General features: G+C 59.9%; 20 protein-coding genes, 1 tRNA gene and 2 pseudogenes. 14 read left to right on the top strand and 9 right to left on the bottom strand.

All coding sequences use genetic code 11. The features are described 5' to 3' along the window. Positions 1 to 22: 22 nt before the first annotated feature. Entirely contained in the window at positions 23 to 1144 is a 1122-nt protein-coding gene (locus B8746_RS16045) for an NADH:flavin oxidoreductase (protein ID WP_084394707.1), read from the bottom strand. A gap of 343 nt (positions 1145 to 1487) precedes the next feature. On the opposite strand from B8746_RS16045, the gene B8746_RS16040 reads away from it, so the two are divergent. From B8746_RS16040 to B8746_RS16030, 3 genes are all read left to right on the top strand, one after another. Further along, positions 1488 to 3725 carry a TonB-dependent receptor gene (locus B8746_RS16040; RefSeq protein ID WP_143434629.1) on the top strand — a complete coding sequence of 746 codons (2238 nt, stop codon included), beginning with the start codon at positions 1488 to 1490 and terminating at the stop codon, positions 3723 to 3725. Positions 3726 to 3771: 46 nt separating this feature from the next. After that, on the top strand, positions 3772 to 4992 hold the full coding sequence (locus tag B8746_RS16035; RefSeq protein ID WP_084394705.1) for a serine hydrolase domain-containing protein: 1221 nt from the start codon (positions 3772 to 3774) through the stop codon (positions 4990 to 4992). A 197-nt stretch (positions 4993 to 5189) separates the two neighbouring features. Beyond that, positions 5190 to 5678, top strand: a complete 489-nt coding sequence (locus tag B8746_RS16030; RefSeq protein WP_084394704.1) for an RrF2 family transcriptional regulator — start codon at positions 5190 to 5192, stop codon at positions 5676 to 5678. Between the two features lie 203 nt (positions 5679 to 5881). Here B8746_RS16030 and B8746_RS16025 read toward each other — a convergent pair. Beyond that, positions 5882 to 6529, bottom strand: a pseudogene (locus B8746_RS16025) (IS6 family transposase). Positions 6530 to 6600: 71 nt separating this feature from the next. On the opposite strand from B8746_RS16025, the gene B8746_RS16020 reads away from it, so the two are divergent. After that, positions 6601 to 7260, top strand: coding sequence for a peroxiredoxin (locus B8746_RS16020; RefSeq protein WP_084394703.1), 660 nt, complete (start codon positions 6601 to 6603; stop codon positions 7258 to 7260). Positions 7261 to 7262: 2 nt separating this feature from the next. Continuing rightward, entirely contained in the window at positions 7263 to 8297 is a 1035-nt protein-coding gene (locus tag B8746_RS16015) for an MBL fold metallo-hydrolase (protein WP_084394702.1), read from the top strand. Positions 8298 to 8497: 200 nt separating this feature from the next. Here the strand turns inward: B8746_RS16015 and B8746_RS17640 are convergent. Together B8746_RS17640 and B8746_RS16005 are read right to left on the bottom strand one after the other, a co-directional pair. After that, positions 8498 to 9099, bottom strand: a pseudogene (locus B8746_RS17640) (IS6 family transposase). Positions 9100 to 9319: 220 nt separating this feature from the next. After that, positions 9320 to 9409, bottom strand: a tRNA-Ser gene (locus B8746_RS16005). Positions 9410 to 9572: 163 nt separating this feature from the next. Here B8746_RS16005 and rplU point away from each other — a divergent pair. The 7 genes from rplU (at position 9573) to B8746_RS15970 (ending at position 16103) form a co-directional block, all read left to right on the top strand. Beyond that, on the top strand, positions 9573 to 10319 hold the full coding sequence (rplU, locus tag B8746_RS16000) for a 50S ribosomal protein L21 (RefSeq protein WP_084394701.1): 747 nt from the start codon (positions 9573 to 9575) through the stop codon (positions 10317 to 10319). A 42-nt stretch (positions 10320 to 10361) separates the two neighbouring features. Continuing rightward, positions 10362 to 10631 carry a 50S ribosomal protein L27 gene (gene rpmA / locus B8746_RS15995; protein ID WP_084394700.1) on the top strand — a complete coding sequence of 90 codons (270 nt, stop codon included), beginning with the start codon at positions 10362 to 10364 and terminating at the stop codon, positions 10629 to 10631. A 107-nt stretch (positions 10632 to 10738) separates the two neighbouring features. Beyond that, a complete protein-coding gene (locus B8746_RS15990; RefSeq protein ID WP_158084671.1) occupies positions 10739 to 11308 on the top strand; it encodes a GNAT family N-acetyltransferase in 570 nt (189 codons plus the stop codon). Continuing rightward, entirely contained in the window at positions 11305 to 12345 is a 1041-nt protein-coding gene (gene obgE / locus B8746_RS15985; protein ID WP_084394698.1) for a GTPase ObgE, read from the top strand. Before B8746_RS15990 ends, obgE begins: the two co-directional genes overlap by 4 nt. After that, complete coding sequence (proB, locus tag B8746_RS15980) at positions 12345 to 13460, top strand: glutamate 5-kinase (protein ID WP_084394697.1); 1116 nt, start codon at positions 12345 to 12347, stop codon at positions 13458 to 13460. Before obgE ends, proB begins: the two co-directional genes overlap by 1 nt. Positions 13461 to 13757: 297 nt before the next feature. Then, positions 13758 to 14378 carry a hypothetical protein gene (locus B8746_RS15975; RefSeq protein ID WP_084394696.1) on the top strand — a complete coding sequence of 207 codons (621 nt, stop codon included), beginning with the start codon at positions 13758 to 13760 and terminating at the stop codon, positions 14376 to 14378. Positions 14379 to 14636: 258 nt separating this feature from the next. Then, on the top strand, positions 14637 to 16103 hold the full coding sequence (locus B8746_RS15970) for an SLC13 family permease (RefSeq protein WP_198943750.1): 1467 nt from the start codon (positions 14637 to 14639) through the stop codon (positions 16101 to 16103). A gap of 4 nt (positions 16104 to 16107) precedes the next feature. On the opposite strand, the gene B8746_RS15965 is transcribed toward B8746_RS15970, so the two are convergent. The 4 genes from B8746_RS15965 to B8746_RS15950 form a co-directional block, all read right to left on the bottom strand. Next, on the bottom strand, positions 16108 to 16401 hold the full coding sequence (locus B8746_RS15965) for an HPr family phosphocarrier protein (protein WP_084394694.1): 294 nt from the start codon (positions 16399 to 16401) through the stop codon (positions 16108 to 16110). Beyond that, positions 16401 to 16805, bottom strand: coding sequence for a PTS sugar transporter subunit IIA (locus B8746_RS15960; protein ID WP_084394693.1), 405 nt, complete (start codon positions 16803 to 16805; stop codon positions 16401 to 16403). The genes B8746_RS15965 and B8746_RS15960 overlap by 1 nt, the downstream gene beginning before the upstream one ends. Before the next feature lie 79 nt (positions 16806 to 16884). Beyond that, entirely contained in the window at positions 16885 to 18495 is a 1611-nt protein-coding gene (locus B8746_RS15955) for a stimulus-sensing domain-containing protein (protein WP_084394692.1), read from the bottom strand. Between the two features lie 35 nt (positions 18496 to 18530). Beyond that, positions 18531 to 18995 carry a peptidylprolyl isomerase gene (locus B8746_RS15950; protein WP_084394691.1) on the bottom strand — a complete coding sequence of 155 codons (465 nt, stop codon included), beginning with the start codon at positions 18993 to 18995 and terminating at the stop codon, positions 18531 to 18533. Positions 18996 to 19130: 135 nt separating this feature from the next. Between B8746_RS15950 and B8746_RS15945 the strand changes: the two genes are divergently transcribed. Further along, the gene (locus B8746_RS15945; protein WP_084394690.1) at positions 19131 to 19655 is read left to right on the top strand and encodes a DUF1993 domain-containing protein; all 525 of its coding nucleotides are present in this window, start codon (positions 19131 to 19133) and stop codon (positions 19653 to 19655) included. Between the two features lie 20 nt (positions 19656 to 19675). Here the strand turns inward: B8746_RS15945 and B8746_RS15940 are convergent, their stop codons facing one another. After that, positions 19676 to 20371: a response regulator transcription factor gene (locus B8746_RS15940; RefSeq protein ID WP_084394689.1), complete on the bottom strand. Its 696-nt coding sequence runs from the start codon at positions 20369 to 20371 to the stop codon at positions 19676 to 19678. A 252-nt stretch (positions 20372 to 20623) separates the two neighbouring features. Here B8746_RS15940 and B8746_RS15935 point away from each other — a divergent pair, with 252 nt between their 5' ends. After that, on the top strand, positions 20624 to 21673 hold the full coding sequence (locus B8746_RS15935) for an acyltransferase family protein (RefSeq protein WP_084394688.1): 1050 nt from the start codon (positions 20624 to 20626) through the stop codon (positions 21671 to 21673). Positions 21674 to 21684 lie beyond the last annotated feature (11 nt).

The raw sequence follows: 21684 nt of genomic DNA, 5'->3' as shown, positions 1-21684 counted from the left end.
GAAAGCCGATGGCGATCCGGTCTCAATAAAGCGTTGCAAGCGCCTCGCGTGTGAAATCCTTCAACTCGGCCTGCGCACCGACGCGGATCTTGTGCACCCATAGCGGATCACTCAGCAATGCCCGGCCGACTGCGATCAGGTCGAACTCTTCTCGCTCCATGCGGCGGATGAGATTGTCGAGGCTGGCAGGTCTTGAGCTTTCGCCTGCAAACGCGGCAACGAACTCACCGGAAAGGCCAACTGACCCCACGCTGATCGTCGTCGCGCCGGTGAGCTTCTTGGCCCAGCCCGCGAAATTGAGACCGTTTTCCCCATCAATGTCCGGAAACTCCGGCTCCCAGAACCGGCGTTGGGAACAATGCAGGACATCGGCGCCAGCTTCCACCATTGGCACGAGCCATTCTGCCATTTCGTCAGGCGTTTCCGCAATCCTGGCGTCGAAGTCCTGCTGCTTCCACTGACTGAGCCGGATAATGACCGGGAAATCCGGGCCTGTGGCATCGCGCACCGCCTTGATGGCTTCGACGCCAAAACTGGCCCGTTCGCGGATGGACGGGCCACCATATCGGTCGGTTCTGACATTGGTGCCAGACCAGAAGAACTGGTCGATCAGATATCCGTGTGCACCATGCAGTTCGACCGTGTCAAAGCCGAGGCGCTTGGCGTCGGCAGCCGCCTGCCCGAAAGCAGATATCGTATCGGCGATGGCTGCATCGCTCATCGGTTCGTCGAACTTCTTCTCCGGTGAAGAGAGCCCGGATGGGCTGTCAATTGGTCCGGGCGCACGCCATTCCGTCCGGGGATTGCGCGCCGATCCCACATGCCAGAGCTGCGGCCCCATCCTCCCTCCGGCATCATGCACATTGTCGATGACCTCTTGCCAGCCATTGAGTGCTTCATCACCGTGAAAGTCTGGCACGTCCGGATCATTCTTTGCGGCGGGTCTGTTGATCGCAGTCCCTTCCGAGAGGATCAGCCCCACTCCCGCTTCTGCGCGGCGCTGATAATAGGCGGCAACATCCTGTCCGGGGATGCCACCCGGCGAGAATGATCTGGTCATTGGCGCCATCACGATCCGGTTGGGCAGATCAAGGGACTTAACTGAAAACGGCGAAAACAGCACGTCGACTGAGCCAGTGGGCATGATAACTCTCCAATAAAATGCAATAATTATTGTATCATATTGAGCTCAGCGTGCGTCAAGCCCATTGGTGGCCTGTTTTCAGATCGCGAAGAACATTTCCTGAGGACCAATCAAACCGCCTGTGACGCGGCACCTTTGTGGCAGTGGGATCACTGCGTGTTTGGCAAGTGGCGGCGCATGGATCGTCATCAATCGACTGATCCTGCCTGCTTCGATCCGTCTTTAGCGCCAGAACGAAAAGCCGTCCTCTTTGCGGGAAAACCTGTCCTTGACCCACACCCCCGAGGTTCCGATGAATGTGCCATAATAATGATCGCAATTTAGCGGCATATGGGAGGAAAAATTGTTACGCTTCAACTACATCGCATCCAGGATTGTCATAGGAATGATGGCCTCGAGCGCACTTTGCACTGCATCTTACGCGCAGGGCCCGGAAGACAGTGCTGCTGCGGGGGAGAATTCTGATTCCCGTCGCCTGGACACGGTAACCGTTACCGCACTGAAGCGTGAGACAACGCTTCAGAACACTGCCGAAGCCATTACGGTGCTCAGCGATGCAGTGCAGCCCGACAAGGGCAATAATGGTCTGGACGATCTTCGGTCCCTGGTCCCCAATCTCAATTTCGCCAGCACGTCGAATACGTCGCAGCTCTATATCCGCGGGGTCGGCAATACCTTCCTGAATGCCGGCGGAGACCCCGGCGTCGCGCTGTATCAGGACAACGCGTACATTTCGGACCAGACAACCAGCAATGTGAATTTCTTCGACGTCGACCGGATCGAAGTCCTGCGCGGTCCACAGGGCGCGCTGTACGGGCGAAATTCGACGGGTGGGGCGATCTCGATCATGTCTGCACTGCCGACATCCGAGTTCGAGGGCAAGGTCACGGGCGTCCTGGGAGACTATGGGCGCAGGGAACTGGACGGCTACCTGTCCGGACCTCTCGGTTTCGCAGCGACCGAAGCGCGCCTGTCCTATCAGATCAAGCAGCGCGATGGCTTTATCGACAACCGCCTGTCGGGACAGGCAGGCGCACCGGATGACCTCAATGACTGGAATTCCTGGGCCCTCCGGTTCCAGACGCTCACGCATCTGCCAGGCGATGGGACATTCCGCTTCCTCGTCAGCAAGTATGACCAGGACGACAATGGGGATGCCTTGGGCGTCACCTCCACTCCCGGAGTTGAATATGCGGTTGAGACGCTTTTTGGTGCCGTGCCCACTGATGATCCATTCTCGGTCGAGGCGAATGTTGGGAAGAACGAAGTGAACGTCACGACGGTCAATGCCGAGTGGCGCCAGCCGATTGGCGACACCGATCTGACCGTCACCGGAAACTATCGCGAAAGCGAGCAATTCTTCCAGAATGATTGCGACGGCACCGAAGTCGACAATTGCCGCTATGTCCGGGAGAACAGCAGCGAGGATTACTATCTCGATGCCCACCTCGCCGGCCCCGGAGATTCACGTCTGCGCTGGCTGGTCGGCGCGACGGCATTGCAGTTCGAGATTGACCAGCTCAACGACGTCATCTTTCCGTTCCCGCTATCTTATCTGGACCCGACAGCACCATCGACCATTCCGTTCGATATGCGGGTGTTCTCTGGCGGCAATGTCGAGGTGGAGTCCTACGCGGTCTACGCAGACTTGCATCTCCAGTTCACCGACATCTGGGCGCTTACAGGGCAGATCCGCTATCAGGAAACCGAGAAGGTCGCTGACGAGTTGCTGCGCATCGACGCCTTTGCGACCGACGTGCCGTCCTTTCCGAATTCCCTCAAGAACTCCAGGACCCCGTTCAAGATCGGCATTGAAGGACAGCTCAACAGCGACCTTCTCATCTATGCGAACTATTCGACGGCCTTCAAGGATGGTGCGATCAATCTCGGCGCCCTGCAGCTCGCACCGGTGGAGCCGGAAACCGTTGAGAACTACGAGGCCGGGTTCAAGTCGGCTTGGCTCGATGGATCTGTCCAGGTCAATGGCGCCGTCTTCTTCAATAGCTATGAAAACCTGCAGATTTCACAGCTTACCGGCACAGTGATTACACTCGCGAACGTACCGGAATCCGAGATCAATGGTGCTGAGATCGAGATCCTCGCCATGCCGGTTGATGGGCTGCGCCTGAATGCGTCGATCGGCTATCTCGATGCGCAACTCAACGATTTCTCGAATAGCCGTATCCTCCCAGGACTGGTTGGTGGCTCGGTCGAAGACCTGGCAGGCAACCGTTTGCCTTATGTCGCCGAATGGAGCGGAATCTTCGGTGGCGAATACACCTTCCAGCCTGTGAGCGGCTATGATGCGTCCCTGTCGGCGAACTACGCCTATCACAGCCGCATCTACTTCAATGAGTACAATGACAACTACAATTCCCAGCCGGCTGTCGGCGTGCTGGACCTGTCAGCCTCATTCGGCCCCGACTCCGGAAACTGGGAGACCTTTGTCTACGTCAAGAACGCGACCGACGAGACGGTCCGGACCGGCTCCACGATCTATTCCGGCCTGATTGGCGCAGCGCGTGCCGTCTCCTACGCCCCTCCCCGTCATTTCGGTATTGGCGCTACCCTCTCTTTCTAAACGGCCGACCGCGGTCTTCTCACTCTTCAGGAAAAAGGCGAAGCAAATGATGGATACAGGCGAACGGGTCTCCGGTGAGTGCGATCCGCGTTTCGAAGCGGTGAAGTCAGAATTCAAGAGAAACTTCACGGAACGGGGCGAAATTGGTGCAGCAGTCTGCGTCTATCTGGATGGCAGGAAGGTGGTCGATCTTTGGGGCGGGCAGGCTGACCGGGAGACCGGCAAAACCTGGCAGGAGGATACGATGGCGGTCGTTTTCTCTTCCACCAAAGGGCTAGCCGCAATGTGCCTCCACATCCTCATTGATCGCGGCATCATCGAAGTAGACGCGCCGGTCTGCAAGTACTGGCCTGAGTTTGCAGCGAATGAGAAGGACGCCATTACGGTCGGCATGGTCATGAGCCACCAGGCCGGCCTGCCAGTCTGGCAGGAGTCGCTTCCCGAAGGGGCCTTGCTAGACTGGGACTTCTCCGCCGCCCGACTGGCCGCTGAAGCTCCAGTCTGGGAACCAGGCGAGCAGCACGGTTATCATGCGGTCACGCTTGGCACTCTTGAAGGCGAGATCGTCCGGCGCGCCACGGGGATGAAGATCGGCCAGTTCCTGCGCAAGGAAATCGCCGAGCCCTTCGGTGCCGATGTCTGGATCGGACTGCCGGAAAACGAGGAACATCGGGTGGCGACCGCCTATATGGATGAGCCAAATCCGAATTCGCCGTTGTTCCGAAAATTCATGGAAGAGCCCGGCTGGATCGGTGCGAAGATGATGACCAACAGCGGCAATGACATGGCACTTGAGATCATCAACTCCCGCGCCCGGCACGCTGCCGAGATTCCGGCTGCCGGCGGGATCGTCACGGCACGTGGACTGGCGCGGGCGTACGCCCCGCTGTCTCTGGATGGCAGTCTCGATGGCCAGCGGATGGTCCGTGAGCGGATGCTGCCACTCATGCGGACAACGCGGTCTGCGTCCTCATGTGATACCATCCTGCGCGTGCCGACGACATTCACGCTCGGCTTCTCAAAGACCTGGGGTGCGCGTAGCCTCGGCCAGGGCGAACACGTCATCCTGGGCGAGCACGCCTTTGGAACGCCCGGCATGGGCGGCAGTATTGGCTTTGCCGATGGAGACGCCCGCATCGCATTTTCCTACATCATGAATTTCCACGGTCCCGGCGTCGGCCTCAATGATCGCGGTCAGAGCCTGGTGGACGCTGTGTATCGGGCCGTCGGCTATACATCGAGTGAACCCGGCTTCTGGGTGCGATGACTGAGAGTGTTGCCATCTGTCGTAATCGGAGCGTGTAAGCGCCCGCCCAGCGGGAGGTCAGGCTGTGCACATGCCGTGAACATGGTGGGGCGTCCTGCGCCGCCACGAGCCTGCAGGCTGGACCTTCTATCGCGAAAATGACTGTTGCAAACTGCAAGGCGATTGCGCATCGCCTGCAACATTTGATACCTTAAGGTATGATTGATCGTCGTTTTCCCACCGCGCTCCAGATGATGCACAGCCTCGGTCTCGCCGCGAATAATGGCGGTACATTGATCAGTTCGAGCCAGTTGGCCGAATGGCTCAATGCCAATCCGACGCTCGTACGGAAACTGTTGAAGACGCTCGGGGAGCATGGCCTGATCACCTCGCAACTTGGCCGCAATGGCGGAGTATGCCTCTCAAGACCAGCGGACGAGATATTTCTCAAGGAAATTTATGAAGCCTCGATCGAGGACAAGAAACTCTGGACGCCACGTCCCAACCTTCCGCAAATCTGCGTCGTCAGTACGAATTTTGAAGAGTATTTCGAGACTATATCAGACAGAATGGAAGACGCTGTTCTCGACAGTCTCGCCGGGATCAGCCTGGCGCAAAGCCTCAGCGATCTGCTCGGTGTACACAAGGCGCGTTGTCAGGCTGGCGTCGCCGCCAATCTCGCCTTCGAAAAGGCGTTCGCATCGTAACTCGTGCTTTGTAAGGGGGTGGTTGGCCGACTTTGAGTATCATCAGGCACATGCAAAATTGACTCCGCTGCCCTTGAAATAGCAACGCTCACGCAAGCAGATACTGGCACGACTCGAGAAGGGTCATATTGCAGGGATCTGCTGTCATTCGGGTGTCGTCAGACAAATGCAAACTCGTCTCTGCTCACTACAGGTAAACACTCTCAGGTGGCAAGAAGCTGACGCCATTCTTCAGGGGCGGCATCACGTTTTTGCTTGAATTTGGATCGTGGGTTGAGGTGACGGTCGAGATTAGAATGGTTATAAAACGAGGCGTGCGTTGAAGCGAATTTCTGCAAGTTCGACGTTCGCCTGAACCGCAACATCGCTCGCTCCCGTCGCCGGAAGGGCAGGTGACTGTTTTCGTCTCGATTGTTGAGATGACGGCCGACCTGTTGGCGGTCGACATTTCCAATATCTTTCATCGCAGCACCGTAGGATCGAAGCCTGTCCGTCACTACCACGCGCGGAGCGCCGTACCGTTTCATTGCCTTCTTCAAAAATCGCAAGGCTGCTGATTTGTCTCGGGTTTTCGTGACGTCGCTCTCGAGTAGCTCACCTTCGTGGTCGACAGCGCGCCATAGGTAATGGGGCTTGCCATTGATCTTCACATACACCTCATCGAGGGGCCATCGCCCTTACGTGACCTGGTGAAGCTGTTGAGACCGGCGCTACCTGATTTCGCCGGCAAACAGCGGTCCGAACCGGTTCCAGCAGCATCACACCGTCTCGTGGCAGGCCTTGATCGCCCGTCCATGGAGAAGGTCTTCGACGTTCCGAAGCGATAGCGGAAACCGGACATACTTCACGATCGCGAACTAGCCATGATGGTTAATCCGAGTTATACTTTCTCTACCAGGAATTCACAAAAAAGGAGGGGGCATTGTCGCTTCGCATCAATTCCGTGGCGCCGGACTTCACGGCCGAGACGACCGAAGGCACCATCAATTTCCATGACTGGATCGGCGATGGCTGGGCGATCCTGTTTTCGCACCCCAAGGATTTCACGCCGGTCTGCACGACCGAGCTTGGCTATATGGCCAGGCTGAAGCCGGAATTCGACAAACGCAACACGAAGATTATAGGTCTCAGTGTCGATCCCGTCGACAATCATGCCCGATGGGCGGAGGACATCGCCGAGACCCAGGGCACGCCGCTCAATTATCCGATGATTGGTGACACCGACCTGGCCGTGGCAAAGCTCTACAACATGCTGCCCGAAGAGATAGATGGCAGCTCCGAAGGGCGTACCGCGATGGACAATGCGACAGTACGCACAGTCTTCATCATCGGACCGGACAAACGCATCAAGCTGATGCTCAGCTATCCGATGACGACGGGGCGCAATTTCGACGAGATCTTGCGGGTTCTGGACTCGATGCAGCTTACTGTGAAGCACCGTGTCGCGACGCCTGTGAACTGGCAGAATGGCGATAAGGTGATCATCGTTCCCGCCGTGTCTAATGAGGAAGCCGCAGGCCTCTTTCCGGACGGGTGGGAAACGGTAAAGCCCTATCTGCGCATCGTCTCCCAGCCGCAATAGCCATGCTGTTCGAGACATTCGCCGCCGGAGGCTGCCGGTCCTATCTCCTCGGTTGTGAAACCTCCTGCGCGGCAGTCCTGATCGATCCAGAATTAAGCCTCACCGATCGCTACCGGGGGCGGCTGAACCAGCACGGCCTGACATTGCGCTATATCGTGGACACCCACACTCATGCCGATCACTTCTCCGCCAGCCTGGCGCTCAGGAAGGCATTTGGCGCGCCTGTCGCGATGCACCGGCTGAGTGCGGCACCTTTCGCAGACGTGCGTCTCGATGATGGCGAAATGCTGATCGCGGGAACACTGAAACTTACCGCCATGCATACGCCGGGGCATACACACGATTCCATGTGCCTCGTCATGAATGACCGCGTCTTTACCGGCGATACGCTGTTAATTGGGGGAACCGGCCGCACCGATCTGCCCACCGGCGATCCGCATCAGTTGTTCGACAGCCTTTTTGGCAAGCTCCTGAAGCTTCCTGGGGAGACGCTGGTCTTTCCCGCGCATGACTACAAGGACCGCGGTCACTCCACCATTGCGGACGAGATCAGAACGAATCCTCGTTTGCAGAAGACCGACCGGGCCGCCTTCGTAGAGATGATGCATGCCCTGAACCTCGCCGCGCCCACGCATCTGACCGAAGCCCTGCGCACCAATATGAGCGGCGGCAAGACGGTCGGGCAACTCCTTTCGGAGGCGGCTTGCGGCGTACCGTTCCTGTCTATGAGCGAACTCGGCAGCCGTCTCGGTGGCAATAGCCGCGACCTCATCGTGATCGATCTTCGCGAGAAGGACGATTATGATATGGGACATATCGAGGGTGCGCTGCATCTGCCCAGGGGCCAACTCGAACTCCGCGTAAACAGCGAACTGCCGGACCCGACGATGCGGATCGTGACCTGCTGCGAATACGGGAAGATATCGGTGCTCGCTGCGGCAACCTTGCGCGACCTCGGCTTTATGCGGGCGACAGCGTTGGATGGCGGTATTGCCGCCTGGCGCGAAGCCGGCTTCCCACTCGAACCTAGCAGGTGAATCTTCGACGGCGCACATGCCTGATACCGGGTGAGACGCGCTGATGCAGCGAACTGGCGGACCATTTACGCATCATCATAGACGCTGCGGACGATTTCGCCGCGATGATGCACGCCAGACTGCCGGTCCGGCATGCGGACCACAGGTGGGTGTCGTCAGGCTAATACAAACTCGTCTCTGCTAACTGCGGGCGAACGTTCTCAGGCCGCGAGAAGCTGGCGCCACTCGAGGAGCGCGGCGTCTCGGTTTGATTTGAACATTGGACGACGGTTCAGATGATGGTCGAGATTGAAATGGTTGTAGAAGGGGGCGCGTGTTGAAGCGAATTTCTGCAGGTTCGACGCCCGCCAGAACCGTGACATCGCCCGCTCTCGTCGCCAGAGCGGCAGATGGCTGTTTTCGGAGCACCGTAGCGCTTCATCGCTTTCTTGAGAAAGCGCAAGGCTGCTGATTTGTCTCGGGTTTTCGTGACGTCGCTCTCGAGTAGCTCACCTTCGTGGTCGACAGCGCGCCATAGGTAATGGGGCTTGCCATTGATCTTCACATACACCTCATCGAGGGGCCATCGCCCTTACGTGACCTGGTGAAGCTGTTGAGACCGGCGCTACCTGATTTCGCCGGCAAACAGCGGTCCGAACCGGTTCCAGCAGCATCACACCGTCTCGTAGCAGGCCTCGATCGCCCGTTCATGGAGAAGGTCTTCGACGTTCCGAAGCGATAGCGGAAACCGGACATACATCATCACCGCAAGCCGGATGATCTCGGGCGACGTTTTGAAATAACGGAAGGAAGACTTGGACATGGCCAGAAAAGTGGAGTGGCAGGTACCCGCGCCCAAGCGAAGTTCTTCTGACAATTCCGGTCTAAGAGATCTGGCGAAAGTGGCCGTTAGAGACGACTGGCGAAAATTGCGGGACGAGTAGGGAAAATCGGGCGGGCAGAGACTTCAGCGCATGAAAAAGCCCGTCAGTGGCGGGCGATTTCGGGAAATCCGAGATCTGGTCCTCAAATCCCGTTCTCGGTGGCGGAGAGAGAGGGATTCGAACCCTCGGAACGCTTGCGCGCTCAACGGTTTTCGAGACCGTCCTATTCAACCACTCTAGCACCTCTCCGTGGGGCGGGGGGATAACGCGGCCAGGGAATGCACGCAAGCCCCGTATTTCATGCATGTCAGGGTTTGACATGCGGCAGCTGATAGTGTTTATCCGCGCCTTCATGTCCGGCGCCGTGCGCGTGCGGACACTCAACTAATTTCACCTTCCGGAAGGATGAGGCATGTTCGCGGTCATTAAGACTGGTGGCAAACAGTATAAAGTCGCCGAAGGCGATGAGATTGTCGTCGAGAAACTTAGCGCTGACACTGGCGCAGATGTCACCTTTGATGTCCTGATGCTGGGCGACGGCAAGTCGGTCACCGTCGGTGCACCGCTCGTGTCCGGTGCAAGCGTCGTCGGCGAGATTGCCGCCCAGCGCAAGGGCGACAAGAAGCTGATCATGAAGAAGCGTCAGCGCAACACCTATCGCCGCAAGAAAGGCCATCGCCAGCTTGAGAGCGTGGTCACGATCACCTCGATCCTGACCGACGGCAAGAAAGCTCCGGCGAAGAAAGCCGCTGCGCCGAAGAAGGAAGACGCTCCGAAGACCGAAGCAAAGGCTGCACCTGCCAAGGAAGCGCCGGCTGCGAAAAAGGAAGCGGCTCCGAAGAAAGAGGCAGCACCGGCTGCAAAGAAGGACGCTGCTCCAAAGAAGGAAGCCGCTCCGAAGGCAGACGCCAAGCCGAAGACGGATGAGCGCGGCCGTCTGGCCAAGGCCGAAGGCAAGAAGGATGATCTGAAACTGATCTCCGGTGTTGGCCCGGCCATGGAGAAGAAGCTGAACGCAGCAGGCATCTTCCACTTCTGGCAGGTCGCAGACCTCAACAAATCGCAGGCCGCTGAGCTTGATGATGAAGCCGGTCTCGGCGGACGCATCGAGCGTGACGAATGGGTCAAGCAGGCCAAGAAACTGGCAAAGGACGCCTGAAGTCTGGTATAGGCTTCAAGGAAAGATTGAAGGAACGCCCTCATGGCACACAAGAAATCAGGCGGTTCATCACGTAACGGACGCGATTCGAACCCGAAATATCTCGGCGTGAAGAAGTTTGGTGGCCAGCACGTTGTGCCTGGCAACATCATCATCCGTCAGCGCGGCACCAGGACCTATCCGGGCAAGGGTGTCGGCATGGGCAAGGATCACACGCTGTTCGCACTCGAAGAAGGCCGTGTCGAATTCAAGCGCACGACCGGCGACCGCCAGTATGTGTCGGTTGTCCCGATGGCAGACGCAGCAGAATAGCGGCCGCTGACACAGCGGGGGCCGCATCAGGGCCTCCTGCCGATCAAATGAATGAGGAGGCCCGCGCTGGCCTCCTTTTTTATTGGCCGCAATCCGGGGATAAAGCGATGGCAGAGATAATCAGCGAACGGCTGGTCCTGCGCCCTCCTGCGGCGGGCGATGCCGCCAGAATCACGCAGCTGATGCAGGACAGGGACGTGCCCTGGAACCTCGGACGTGCGCCCTGGCCGTATACGCGAAAAGATGCGGAAGAATGGCTGGCGCTGAGCGCAACACAATGGGCGGCAGGAACCGAATTTCCCTTCATCATTCGCCTGCGCGCGGGCGAAGAGATCATCGGATCGTGTGGCATCACCCATGTCACGCAGGATGTCTGGGAAATGGGCTACTGGCTCGGCAAGCGCCATTGGGGCAAGGGCTATGTCACAGAAGCAGCGCGCAGCGTTCTGGACTGGGCGCGCCGGGAAAAGGGCTGCTCCCGGTTCATTTCCGGCCATATCGAGGACAATCCTGCATCGGGCCGCGTGCTGCAGAAGCTTGGGTTTGAACCGGTTGGAAAGGCCACCCATTACGTCCGTGCGCGCGATTGCGAAGTCACGGCCGATCGTTATGTTATGAACGCCCCCGCCGAGATCGCCCTTGGCGCGGCGTCCCACTATAAGAGACCCGGAACATGAAGTTCCTCGACCAGTGCAAGATCTACATCAAGGCCGGCGACGGCGGACGCGGAAGCTCATCCTTCCGGCGTGAAGCCTATGTCGAATTCGGCGGGCCGGATGGCGGCGATGGCGGACGCGGCGGCCATGTCTGGGCCGAGGCCGTGGAAGGCCTCAACACGCTGATCGATTATCGCTACCAGCAGCATCACAAGGCCGAGCGCGGCGGCCACGGCATGGGCAAGCAGCGCCATGGCAGGGGCGGCGAGGACAAGGTCATCAAACTGCCGGTCGGCACCCAGATTTTCGAGGAAGACCAGGAAACCATGATCGCCGACCTCACCGAAGTCGGCCAGCGCGTGATGCTGGCGCGCGGCGGCAATGGCGGCTGGGGAAACCTCCACTTCAAGACAGCGACGAACCGCGCGCCGCGCCGCGCCAATCCCGGCGAGGAGGGCGAGGAGCGGACGATCTGGCTGCGTCTCAAGCTGATCGCGGATGCCGGCCTGCTGGGCCTGCCCAATGCCGGCAAGTCGACCTTCATGCGCGCGGCAACGGCGGCCAAGCCAAAGGTTGCGGACTATCCGTTCACCACGCTGCATCCTGGTCTCGGCGTGGTCGACCTTGGTCCCGGCACGCGCTTTGTGCTGGCCGATATTCCCGGCCTCATCGAGGGCGCGGCGGAAGGGGCTGGTCTTGGCCACCGCTTCCTCGGCCATGTCGAGCGCTGCCGTGTCCTCTTGCATCTCGTCGACTGTACGCAGGACAACATCGGTGATGCCTGGCGCACCATCCGCAAGGAGCTTGAGGACTATGATGCCGGCATGGCGACCAAGCCGGAAATTGTCGCCCTCACAAAGATCGATGCGCTGACAGAAGAACTGATTGACGAGCAGGCGAAAGAGTTGAAAGCCGCCTGCGGACAGGAGCCGCTGAGAATTTCGTCCGTTGCCGGCACTGGCGTGCGCAAGGCGCTCGGTCTGATCGCGAGGGAACTCGGCCATCTCGACGCGATGGAAGAGGATGACGCTGCCGAAGATGAAGGCTGGCAACCCTGATGCGGGACATTCTCGCCAAGGCGAACCGGATTGTCATCAAGACCGGATCATCGCTTATCGCGTCCCAGGGAGAGCCGCGCCGCGAATGGCTGGCCGGTCTCGCGAAGGACATTGCAGGCCTGAAACAGGCGGGCAAGGAGGTCGTTCTGGTCTCGTCCGGCGCCGTTGCCCTTGGTCGTTCGGCGCTCGGCATCGGCAAACCGAAAAAGCTGGAAGAAAAGCAGGCGGCGGCAGCTTTTGGACAGCCCCGGCTGATCGCCGCGATTGGCGATGCGTTCCAGCCGCACGGTATCCGAGTCGCGCAGGCGCTCCTCACGCTGGAAGACACCGAACGCCGGCGCCGTTGGCTGAATGCCCGCGCCACGCTCGATACGCTGCTGGCCGCTGGCGCGGTGCCCGTCATCAACGAGAATGACACGGTCGCGACTGAAGAAATCCGCTATGGCGACAATGACCGCCTCGCCGCCCGCGTCGCCCAGATGCTGAGCGCTGACGTGCTCGTCCTCCTGTCTGACATTGACGGGCTCTACACGGCGGACCCGCGCCGCGACCCGGCCGCGACGCATATCCCGCACCTCACAGAGCTGACGGACCAGCACGACGCCATGGCCGGCACCGCCAATGAAGCCTCCGGTGTCGGTTCTGGCGGCATGGCCACCAAGCTTGCAGCGGCGCGGATCGCCTATGGCGCAGGCTGTGCGACGGCCATCACGCTTGGTGACCGGCCCTCGCCCCTGAGTGCGCTGCAGTCTGGCGAGCGCGCGACATGGATTGTCCCGCCCGTTTCGCCAGCAACCGCCCGGCAGACCTGGCTGCAGGGCCACCTCACCCCGGAAGGCGCCGTGCTCGTCGATCAGGGCGCAGTGAAGGCGCTCAAGGGTGGCTCCAGCCTGCTCGCTGTCGGCATTACCGGCGTCGATGGCAGGTTCGAAAAAGGCGCTGCCGTCGCTGTGCGCGGCCCGAACGGAGACACTGTCGCCAAGGGTGTGACCGCCTATGACGCGGCCGACATCCTGAAGATTGCCGGCCTGCGCAGCGAAGCGCTGGAAACACGGCTCGGCTATCGCGGCCGCCCCGCCGTCATCCACCGCGACGATCTCGTGCTGGAGAGATAAGGGGCCACCGGGGGCTGGTGTACGCTCTGCTGCGCGAGAAGCGATGATCGCCTTCGTGGTTCGACCCTCATCCTGAGCCTGTCGAAGGACGCTCACCATGTCGGGCTATTTCTGACTTCTCAAAGGCCGACATGGTGAGCGAAGTCGAACCATTAGGCCGTCAAGCGAAACGCTATCATCTTGGCGCACCGACTTCCCCCTCCTCGTTTATCCTGAGCCTGTCGAAGGAGGGAGGGTCGGGGTGGGGAGCAACAAAAAATATCCCCACCCCCTCAACCCGCCCATACACTCCCTGACATGCTCGATCTTCATGCCTCTGCCTGTCTTGAGAAGAACTGGAGCGTGCTGGCCATGCTGGTCGCTCTTGTCCGGCGGCTGGTGCAGTCGACCTGTTTCACACGCGGCATGAAGCATCGCGCCAATCATCTGCTGCGCCTCGCGGAAGGGTTTACCCGCCGTCTGCTCGTGCTGCGCGCGCAGGAGGTTGCCCCTGACCCCCCTTCGCCTCAGCGTGCAGCATCAAGCAAGCCGCCTCAGCCCGGTCGCCGCGACACTGCGCGCAACCCCGCGCTCTCCCTTTTCGAGGCGCTCCCGTCTTTTCCGCGATATCCCGTTGAGCCCATTGCGCCAGCGCCGCCACGCCTGCCGGCGCCCGCCGATCCGAACGCTGAAGCAGACCCGGCCTGCGCCACCCGCCGCCTCAGTGTCCTCGAGGACATCCTGCGTCGCCCCGCGCATCATGCCCGCCGCATGGCCGTCTGGCTGAAGCGCTTTTCGGCGCGGACGGGTCGCTACACGCCCTTCTGCCTTGGCCGCCCGCCCGGCATAACCCGCCGCCCGGACGACCCGGAGCTCGCCGGAAAGATACGCGACGCCGACTTCTTCGCCCGCCGCGTGCTCATGCCCGCGCCGGGCTAGGGCGCGCGTATCCTCAGCACATCTTCATGACCGCTCGTATGCGGATGCTTCGGCCTGCCTGATATTGGCATCCGGCGGGCATGGAGAGCGTCCTTCGGCAAGCTCAGGATGAGGGTCGCACGATTGGCGGGCGACACAGCAGATGACCTGTGAAAATGCTTTCCCTCTCCCTCAAGAAGCGTCGAGGTTGACTCCTCTGGAATTTTCCTTGACGGACGGGCGCTGGACTGGCCCATAGCGGGCGGGATGGGAAACAGCTTGTTTACAGTAAAGACCGTGGGGCTCGTGCTTGGGCCATTGCTGGCGCTGAGCCTCGTATTGCTTGGCCCTCCAGACAGTCTGGCCCTGGCCGGGCAGGAGGGGCAACTCAACTATCCAGCCTGGTACACGCTCTGCGTGCTGGTCTGGATGGCGATCTGGTGGATGACCGAGCCGATCCCCATCCCGGCGACCTCCTTGCTGCCACTGGTTGCGCTGCCGCTTATTGATGCCGGCAACCCGACCGTTGTCGGCGGGGATTATTTCAACCATATCGTAGTTCTGCTGCTTGGCGGCTTCATCATTGCGATGGGCATTGAGCGGTGGAATTTGCACAAGCGGATCGCGCTGAACATCGTCTCGCGCGTCGGCTCCAAGCCGCGGGCGCTGATCTTCGGCTTCATGGCTGCGACCGCGCTCCTGTCCATGTGGATCTCGAACACCGCGACAACGATCATGATGGTGCCGATTGCCCTGTCGGCCGCCGCCTCGCTTCCGGGCGACACCAGGCCGTTCACCATCGCCCTGCTTCTGGGCATATGCTACGCCGCCTCGATTGGCGGGGTCGGAACACCGATTGGCACGCCGACAAATCTCATCGCCATGAACTGGCTCCAGGCCAATGCGGGCGCGAATATCGGCTTTCCGCAATGGATGGCTTTCGGCATTCCGACTGCGGCCTTGCTGGTTCCAGCAGCCTGGTGGGCGGTGACACGGGGCCTGCCGGGCGACCGGAGCGGACGGTCTGTCGGCGCGGAAATTGGCGACCAGTTGCGCGCCCTCGGCCGGATAACCACGCCTGAAGCCCGAGCCGCCGGCGTGTTCGCGCTCATCGCTTTCCTCTGGGTGTTTCGCCTGATCATTGTCGATATGCTCGATGCCGCCGGCTTCACCCTGATCGCCACCTATGGCGGCGCGCAGGTCGACATGATCATCGCCATCTTCGGCGCCATCCTCATGTTCCTCATTCCTGCCGGGCAAGATGAGAAGCGCGCGCTCCTCAACTGGCAGGAGGCCGAAAAGCTTCCCTGGGGTGTACTGATCCTGTTTGGCGGCGGAATTGCGCTTGGTAAGGCGATCACGCGGACCGGGCTCTCGGAATGGATCGGTTCGCAGCTGACCGTACTGTCCGTTCTGCCGCCGCTGGTCTTCATCGTGGCCGTCGTGACGCTGGTCATCTTCCTGACCGAGCTCACCTCCAATGTCGCGACCATGACCACGCTTGCGCCAATTCTCGGCGCGCTTGCCCTGGCTGTGGGCGCTGCACCGGAGAGCCTGCTCGCGCCGGCTGCCGTGGCCGCCTCCTGTGCCTTCATGTTGCCCGTCGCGACAGCGCCGAATGCCATCATCTATGCGACGGGCGAGGTCAGTGTTGCCCGCATGATGAAGAGCGGTATTCGCGTCAACCTGATCGGGATCGTGGTGATTTCAGCGATTGGCTACTGGGTCGCACCGCTGGTGCTCTAGGCGCTCAGTCGTCCTCGTCATTCTCGCCAAAGCCGTCGGCAATCAGCGCGGCGACAGCATCGACGGCGGCTTCGGCATCCTTGCCATGGGCCTTGATATCGACTTCGCTACCCTGGTGGGCGGCCAGCATCAGAAGGTCCATGATCGAGATCGCATTGGCGACATCGCCATTTCGAAGCAGGAAGACCTCGGCCGGCAAGGTGGCGGCAAGCCGGGCGAGCTTGGCCGATGCACGCGCATGCAACCCCTTTCGGTTCACGATGCGGACCCGCTTTTCGACGCTGGTCGTATGTTCCATCAAGCTGTCTGACCCATCACTTCCGATGCGATGCGGATATATTTCTGCCCCGCATCCCGCCCCACTCTTGCCGCTTCGTCCAGCTTCACCTGGTCGCGCACCTCGATCAGCTTGATCAGCATGGGCAGGTTCACCCCGGCGATGACTTCGATCTTCGCGTCCGGCATGACCGAAATGGCCAGATTGGACGGCGTGCCGCCGAACATGTCCGTGGCGATGAGAACGCCCTTGCCAGTATTGCAGGCGGCGACTGTTTCGCGGATCTGCTCGCGCCGGGCGTCAATGTCGTCTTCCGCTTCAATCGAGATCGACCGGAAATAGTCCTGCTCGCCAACGACATGCTCGGTCGCCCGGACGAGCTCCCGTGCCAGTTTGCCGTGACTGACGACCACAATGCCGATCATCTCTTCTCTACCGTACAACCCCTAATGTCAGGATGCTGACAGACATGGGCGGCACGTCAAGATTAAAATGGCTGTCCGTTTACGTTGCGGGAAGCTCCACGGTGAACCTGGCTCCGCCCTGGTTCCGGTTCTCGGCCGTGACATTACCCATATGGGTCGTGACGATCTGGCGGACGATGGAGAGGCCGAGTCCTGAATTCTTGCCGAATGCGGATCCCTTTGGACGGTCGGTGTAGAACCGGTCGAAAATCTTCTCCAGCCTGTCTTCGGGAATGCCGGGGCCGTCATCCTCGACAATGACGCGGGCCGTGGTCTGCGGTCCGAGCCGTCCCTGTTCAATACGCACCGAGACCGTCCCGTGCTTTGGTGAGAACGAGATCGCATTGTCGATGAGGTTGCGGATGACCTGACCGAGCGGCCCTTCGCGGCCGCGAACACGCAGCCCCGCGCCCATGGTCTGATCTTCGAAGACGACCGACGGCATATCCTCGTCCAGCCCGATATGTTCATAGGTCGAGACGATGTCAGACACGAAGCGCGAAATGTTCAGCGCTTCGGTCGGCACACGCGTGATCTCTGCTTCCAGGCGCGATGCGTTTGAGATGTCGGTGATCAGGCGGTCAAGCCTTCCGACATCCTGCGCGATCACCTTGTGCAGCTTCTGCATCGCTTCAGGATTGTCCTTCACGCGTTCGGCCGTTTCCACAGCGGAGCGGATGGATGTCAGCGGGTTCTTCAGTTCGTGCGCGACGTCGGCGGCGAAGCGTTCGTTTGAGGTGATGCGTTCGAACAGCGCTTCGGTCATCGCCTCCATGGAGGTGGCGAGCGCGCCAATCTCGTCTCTTCGCCGGGTAATGTTGGGCAGGTCCAGCTGCTGGGTCGAGCCGGACCGCACGTCATCGGCAGCCCTGGACAGCCGGCGCAGCGGGCGCGCAATGCCTAACGTCAACAGGGCCGAGGTAATGAGCGCGACGAGGACCGCCACGCCGATGAAGGGGATGAGCGCCGCCCGTTCGGCGCGTATGATGTCGTCGATGTCATTGGATTCCAGCGTCAGAACGCCAACGACAGCTGAGACGTGCTGCACCGGCACCGAGACGGAGATGATGCGCTGTCCACGATCATTGAAGCGCTGGCTCGCCGCTTCACCGCCATCGAGCGCGACGGCGAACTCTTCCTCGAAGGTCTGGGTCCGGACGGCATCCCCGCCGCGATTGGGGACGAGGGCTCCAAAGGTTGATACCGCCCATTCTGACAGCGAGCGGCCCCAGCGCGAGAGCTGGCTTGGCTCCTGGATCGGGGGCAGGGCAGAGACGATGACCCGGTCAGACAGGAAGTAGCTGTCCCCGATCAGGTCGACATCAGGTCCATACACCTTGCCGCGGACAGAGACCGGGAGAGACAGGTCGGCCAGTGTCGCCCGGGCCAGTTCCTCATCCATGACAGGCTGCGGCTGGCCAAAGGTCGCGCCTTCGGCCAGCAGGTTGGAGAAGACCTGTGCCTGTCCGATCAGGTCCTGTTTCTTCGCGACAACGAAGCTTGCCCGCATCTCGTTCAGCACCATGGCGCCGATGATGAGAATGGCGAGACCAGCGAGGTTGGAGGCAAAGATGAGGCGAGCAATGCGCGAGCCGAAGAGCTGCTTGCCGCGCTCCCTTGCCCCCTTCTTGTCCTCACCCCGCTTTGCCATGCTTGTTCAGCCCGTCTGTTCCGGTCCGGCCTGGATCAGGCGTCGGCAGCAACCTTCATGGAGACGATCGAGTCCGGATTACGGACCGGCTCGCCGCGCTTCAGCTGATCGATATTCTCCATTCCATCCACGACCTTGCCCCACACTGTATACTGGCGGTTCAGGAAGCTCGCATCGTCGAAGCAGATGAAGAACTGGGAGTTGGCCGAATTGGGATTATTCGTCCGTGCCATTGAGCAGGTGCCGCGAACGTGTGGCTCATTGTTGAATTCCTGCGGCAGGTCCGGCTTGTCGGAGCCGCCCGTGCCCGTGCCATTCGGGCAGCCAGCCTGCGCCATGAAGCCGTCGATGACGCGGTGAAACACAATCCCGTCATAAAATCCCTCGCGTGCCAGCTCCTTGATGCGGTCGACATGCTTTGGCGCAAGATCCGGGCGCAGCTCGATCTTCACCGGGCCCTGGGTGGTTTCCATGAGAATTGTATTTTCAGCGTCTGCCATTTGGAAGTCTCCATTTGAATGTCTCCCCCGGCATAAGGCGCGCGAGCCGCAGAGCAAACCCCTCATCGCATTTGCTTGTTTCTGTAATGAGCCGACAGTACAGCTTGCGGGACCTATACAGAAGGAAAGCAGCCAATGACGATTTCACTCTACGATGCAGTTATCCCGCCAATGCGCCAGATTGTGGGCAGCGTGCAGGGCGTGCTGGCCAAGGGGGCGAAGCATTGTGAAGCGGAAGGCAAGAGTGCTGATGCGCTCCTGTCTGACTGCATCCACGAAACCATGCTGCCACTGACCTTTCAGCTGGATTCTGTCATTCATCATTCAATCGGTGCAATCGACGGGGTCAGGGCAGGCGAGTTCAACGCAGCTTCGGGGCTGAAAACGCACGACTATGCGGGGTATCAGGCTGCGCTTGCGGAGACTGATGAGCGACTGAAGGCTCTTTCACCTGACGACGTAAACGCGCTCGGCGGCAAGGACGTCATCTTCCGCTTTCGTGAACAGGCCATGCCGTTCACGGCGGAAGGTTTCCTGTTTTCATTCTCGAAGCCGAACCTGTATTTCCACGCGACGACGGCCTACGACATTCTTCGCATGAAGGGCGTGCCGCTCGGCAAGCGTGATTATCTCGGGCAGATCCAGCTCAAGACGGGCTAGACGCACGGTCTCAGGCGCGCTCAGCTCTCGTTGTAGCGGTATCCGACACCGTAAAGCGTCTCGATCGCGTCGAACTCATCGTCGACTTCGCGGAACTTCTTGCGAAGGCGTTTGATGTGGCTGTCGATGGTGCGATCGTCGACATAGATCTGATCGTCATAGGCCGCGTCCATCAGCTGGTCGCGGGACTTCACATAGCCCGGACGCTGTGCCAGCGACTGCAGGATCAGGAATTCCGTCACGGTCAGGCGAACCGGATCGCCGTCCCAGGAACAGGCATGACGGTTCGGGTCGAGCGTGAGGCGTCCGCGAACGATGGGCTTCTGGTCACCTTCCTCGTTGCCGGGTTCGCCAGCGCGCGAGCGGCGCAGGACGGCTTTTACCCGTTCAGACAGAAGACGGTTGGAGCAGGGCTTGCGGACAAAGTCGTCGGCGCCAATGTTGAACCCGATGACCTCGTCAATCTCTTCATCCTTGGAGGTGAGGAAGATGACGGGCAGTTCGGATGTCTGGCGCAGGCGGCGCAGCAGCTCCATGCCATCCATCTTCGGCATCTTCACATCGAGGATGGCGAGATCGGGCGGTGTCTCTGTCAGGCCTGACAGCGCGGCAAGACCGTCATGATAGGTTTTGACGGTGTAGCCTTCGGCTTCGAAAAACATCTTCAGCGATGCCACGATGTTTTCGTCGTCATCCACCAGGGCGATCGTCGCCATAGTCTTCTCCTTCAAACCCAACCCGGCCGAGCCAGGTTGCCAGTACGTCGAGTCTTGAACCATGCTTTTCTCCATGCCGGAACCCCCGGTCAAGGATTAGTGAAGCCTACAGGTGTGGCAGAGCTTGGCGGGGACAAAGACGATTTGAAGGCATTCAGTGTTCCAGATTGCCACAATTATTAATCAGCACCCCCCGACAATTGTGCACGAAATTTGCATTTCGCCTGTCAGGTTAGTTTTGAGGACGGGTAAATGACCGACAATCGCGTAAACTGGGTCGATTACGGCAAGGGCATCTGCATCATTCTGGTCGTGATGATGCATTCCACGCTTAATTATGGCGAAATGGTACATGGCACCGGGTGGATGCATGACGTGGTCGCCTTCGCCAAGCCATTCCGTATGCCCGACTTCTTCCTGATCGCAGGCCTGTTCCTCTCACGGTCCATTAATGGCCCAATCCGGGACTACATTGACCGGAAGGTCATTCACTTTGCGTATTTCTACCTGCTCTGGCTCGGCTTGCAGACAATCGCCTTTGAAGCAGATCTCCTCCTGAGTGACCCTGCTGCGGTCGGCATGATTTTTCTCAAGCAGCTGATCTTTCCAGCCAGCAGCCTGTGGTTCATCCACCAGCTTCTCGTCTTCTACGTTGTAACGCGCCTGTTGCGTCAGGTGCCTGTGCTTGCCGTCTTCTTCGGCGCTGTCCTGTTGCACACAGCCTTCTACACCGGTGGCATCGAGACGGGCTGGTCGGTCACGAACCGGTTTGCGAACTGGTATGTCTATTTCTTCGCGGGCTACGCTTTCGCGCCACTCGTCTTCAAGTTCGCTGGGGAAGTGGCCAAACATTTCGAAGCTGCCATTGCCGCACTGTTGGCCTGGGCAGTCTGGAACGGTGTGGTTGTCAGCACCGGCTATAGCGAACTGCCGGGCATTAGCCTGGTGCTGGGTTTTGCCGGCGCGTTTGCGATTGTTGCCGTTGCAGCGCTGATGGCCCGCTTCGATGTCGGCGGCGTGATCCGCTATGCCGGCAAGCATTCCATCGTGATCTATCTCACCTTCTTTATCCCCATGAAGGCTGCGCAAAAGGGCTTTGCCGCAACGGGCATCATTCCTGATATCGGCACGGCAAGCCTCATGGTCCTGATCATTGCGGTGGCCGCACCTCTGGTCTTCCATTGGGTCATCAAGGGTACACCACTCAATGTTCTCTATACCCGGCCTGCGGCCTTCCGGCTCGGCAAGGGCAAGCCATCCAAGCCTGCAGCGGGAAGCCTCGCAGAGCCGAAACTGACCTAGGCATTGCAGGG

It is taken from the genome of Henriciella pelagia (assembly GCF_002088945.1).
Lineage (GTDB): Bacteria > Pseudomonadota > Alphaproteobacteria > Caulobacterales > Hyphomonadaceae > Henriciella > Henriciella pelagia.
Note: the sequence above shows the minus strand (reverse complement) of the source record. Positions and strands in the feature narration are given on the sequence as shown.

What these genes read in the sequence shown, in the direction of transcription:
- B8746_RS16045 (WP_084394707.1), bottom strand. Translation starts at nt 1,144, where the DNA reads ATGCCCACTGGCTCAGTCGACGTGCTGTTTTCGCCGTTTTCAGTTAAG.
- B8746_RS16035 (WP_084394705.1), top strand. Translation starts at nt 3,772, where the DNA reads ATGATGGATACAGGCGAACGGGTCTCCGGTGAGTGCGATCCGCGTTTC.
- B8746_RS16030 (WP_084394704.1), top strand. Translation starts at nt 5,190, where the DNA reads ATGATTGATCGTCGTTTTCCCACCGCGCTCCAGATGATGCACAGCCTC.
- B8746_RS16015 (WP_084394702.1), top strand. Translation starts at nt 7,263, where the DNA reads ATGCTGTTCGAGACATTCGCCGCCGGAGGCTGCCGGTCCTATCTCCTC.
- rplU (WP_084394701.1), top strand. Translation starts at nt 9,573, where the DNA reads ATGTTCGCGGTCATTAAGACTGGTGGCAAACAGTATAAAGTCGCCGAA.
- rpmA (WP_084394700.1), top strand. Translation starts at nt 10,362, where the DNA reads ATGGCACACAAGAAATCAGGCGGTTCATCACGTAACGGACGCGATTCG.
- B8746_RS15990 (WP_158084671.1), top strand. Translation starts at nt 10,739, where the DNA reads ATGGCAGAGATAATCAGCGAACGGCTGGTCCTGCGCCCTCCTGCGGCG.
- obgE (WP_084394698.1), top strand. Translation starts at nt 11,305, where the DNA reads ATGAAGTTCCTCGACCAGTGCAAGATCTACATCAAGGCCGGCGACGGC.
- proB (WP_084394697.1), top strand. Translation starts at nt 12,345, where the DNA reads ATGCGGGACATTCTCGCCAAGGCGAACCGGATTGTCATCAAGACCGGA.
- B8746_RS15975 (WP_084394696.1), top strand. Translation starts at nt 13,758, where the DNA reads ATGCTCGATCTTCATGCCTCTGCCTGTCTTGAGAAGAACTGGAGCGTG.
- B8746_RS15965 (WP_084394694.1), bottom strand. Translation starts at nt 16,401, where the DNA reads ATGGAACATACGACCAGCGTCGAAAAGCGGGTCCGCATCGTGAACCGA.
- B8746_RS15960 (WP_084394693.1), bottom strand. Translation starts at nt 16,805, where the DNA reads ATGATCGGCATTGTGGTCGTCAGTCACGGCAAACTGGCACGGGAGCTC.
- B8746_RS15955 (WP_084394692.1), bottom strand. Translation starts at nt 18,495, where the DNA reads ATGGCAAAGCGGGGTGAGGACAAGAAGGGGGCAAGGGAGCGCGGCAAG.
- B8746_RS15950 (WP_084394691.1), bottom strand. Translation starts at nt 18,995, where the DNA reads ATGGCAGACGCTGAAAATACAATTCTCATGGAAACCACCCAGGGCCCG.
- B8746_RS15945 (WP_084394690.1), top strand. Translation starts at nt 19,131, where the DNA reads ATGACGATTTCACTCTACGATGCAGTTATCCCGCCAATGCGCCAGATT.
- B8746_RS15940 (WP_084394689.1), bottom strand. Translation starts at nt 20,371, where the DNA reads ATGGCGACGATCGCCCTGGTGGATGACGACGAAAACATCGTGGCATCG.
- B8746_RS15935 (WP_084394688.1), top strand. Translation starts at nt 20,624, where the DNA reads ATGACCGACAATCGCGTAAACTGGGTCGATTACGGCAAGGGCATCTGC.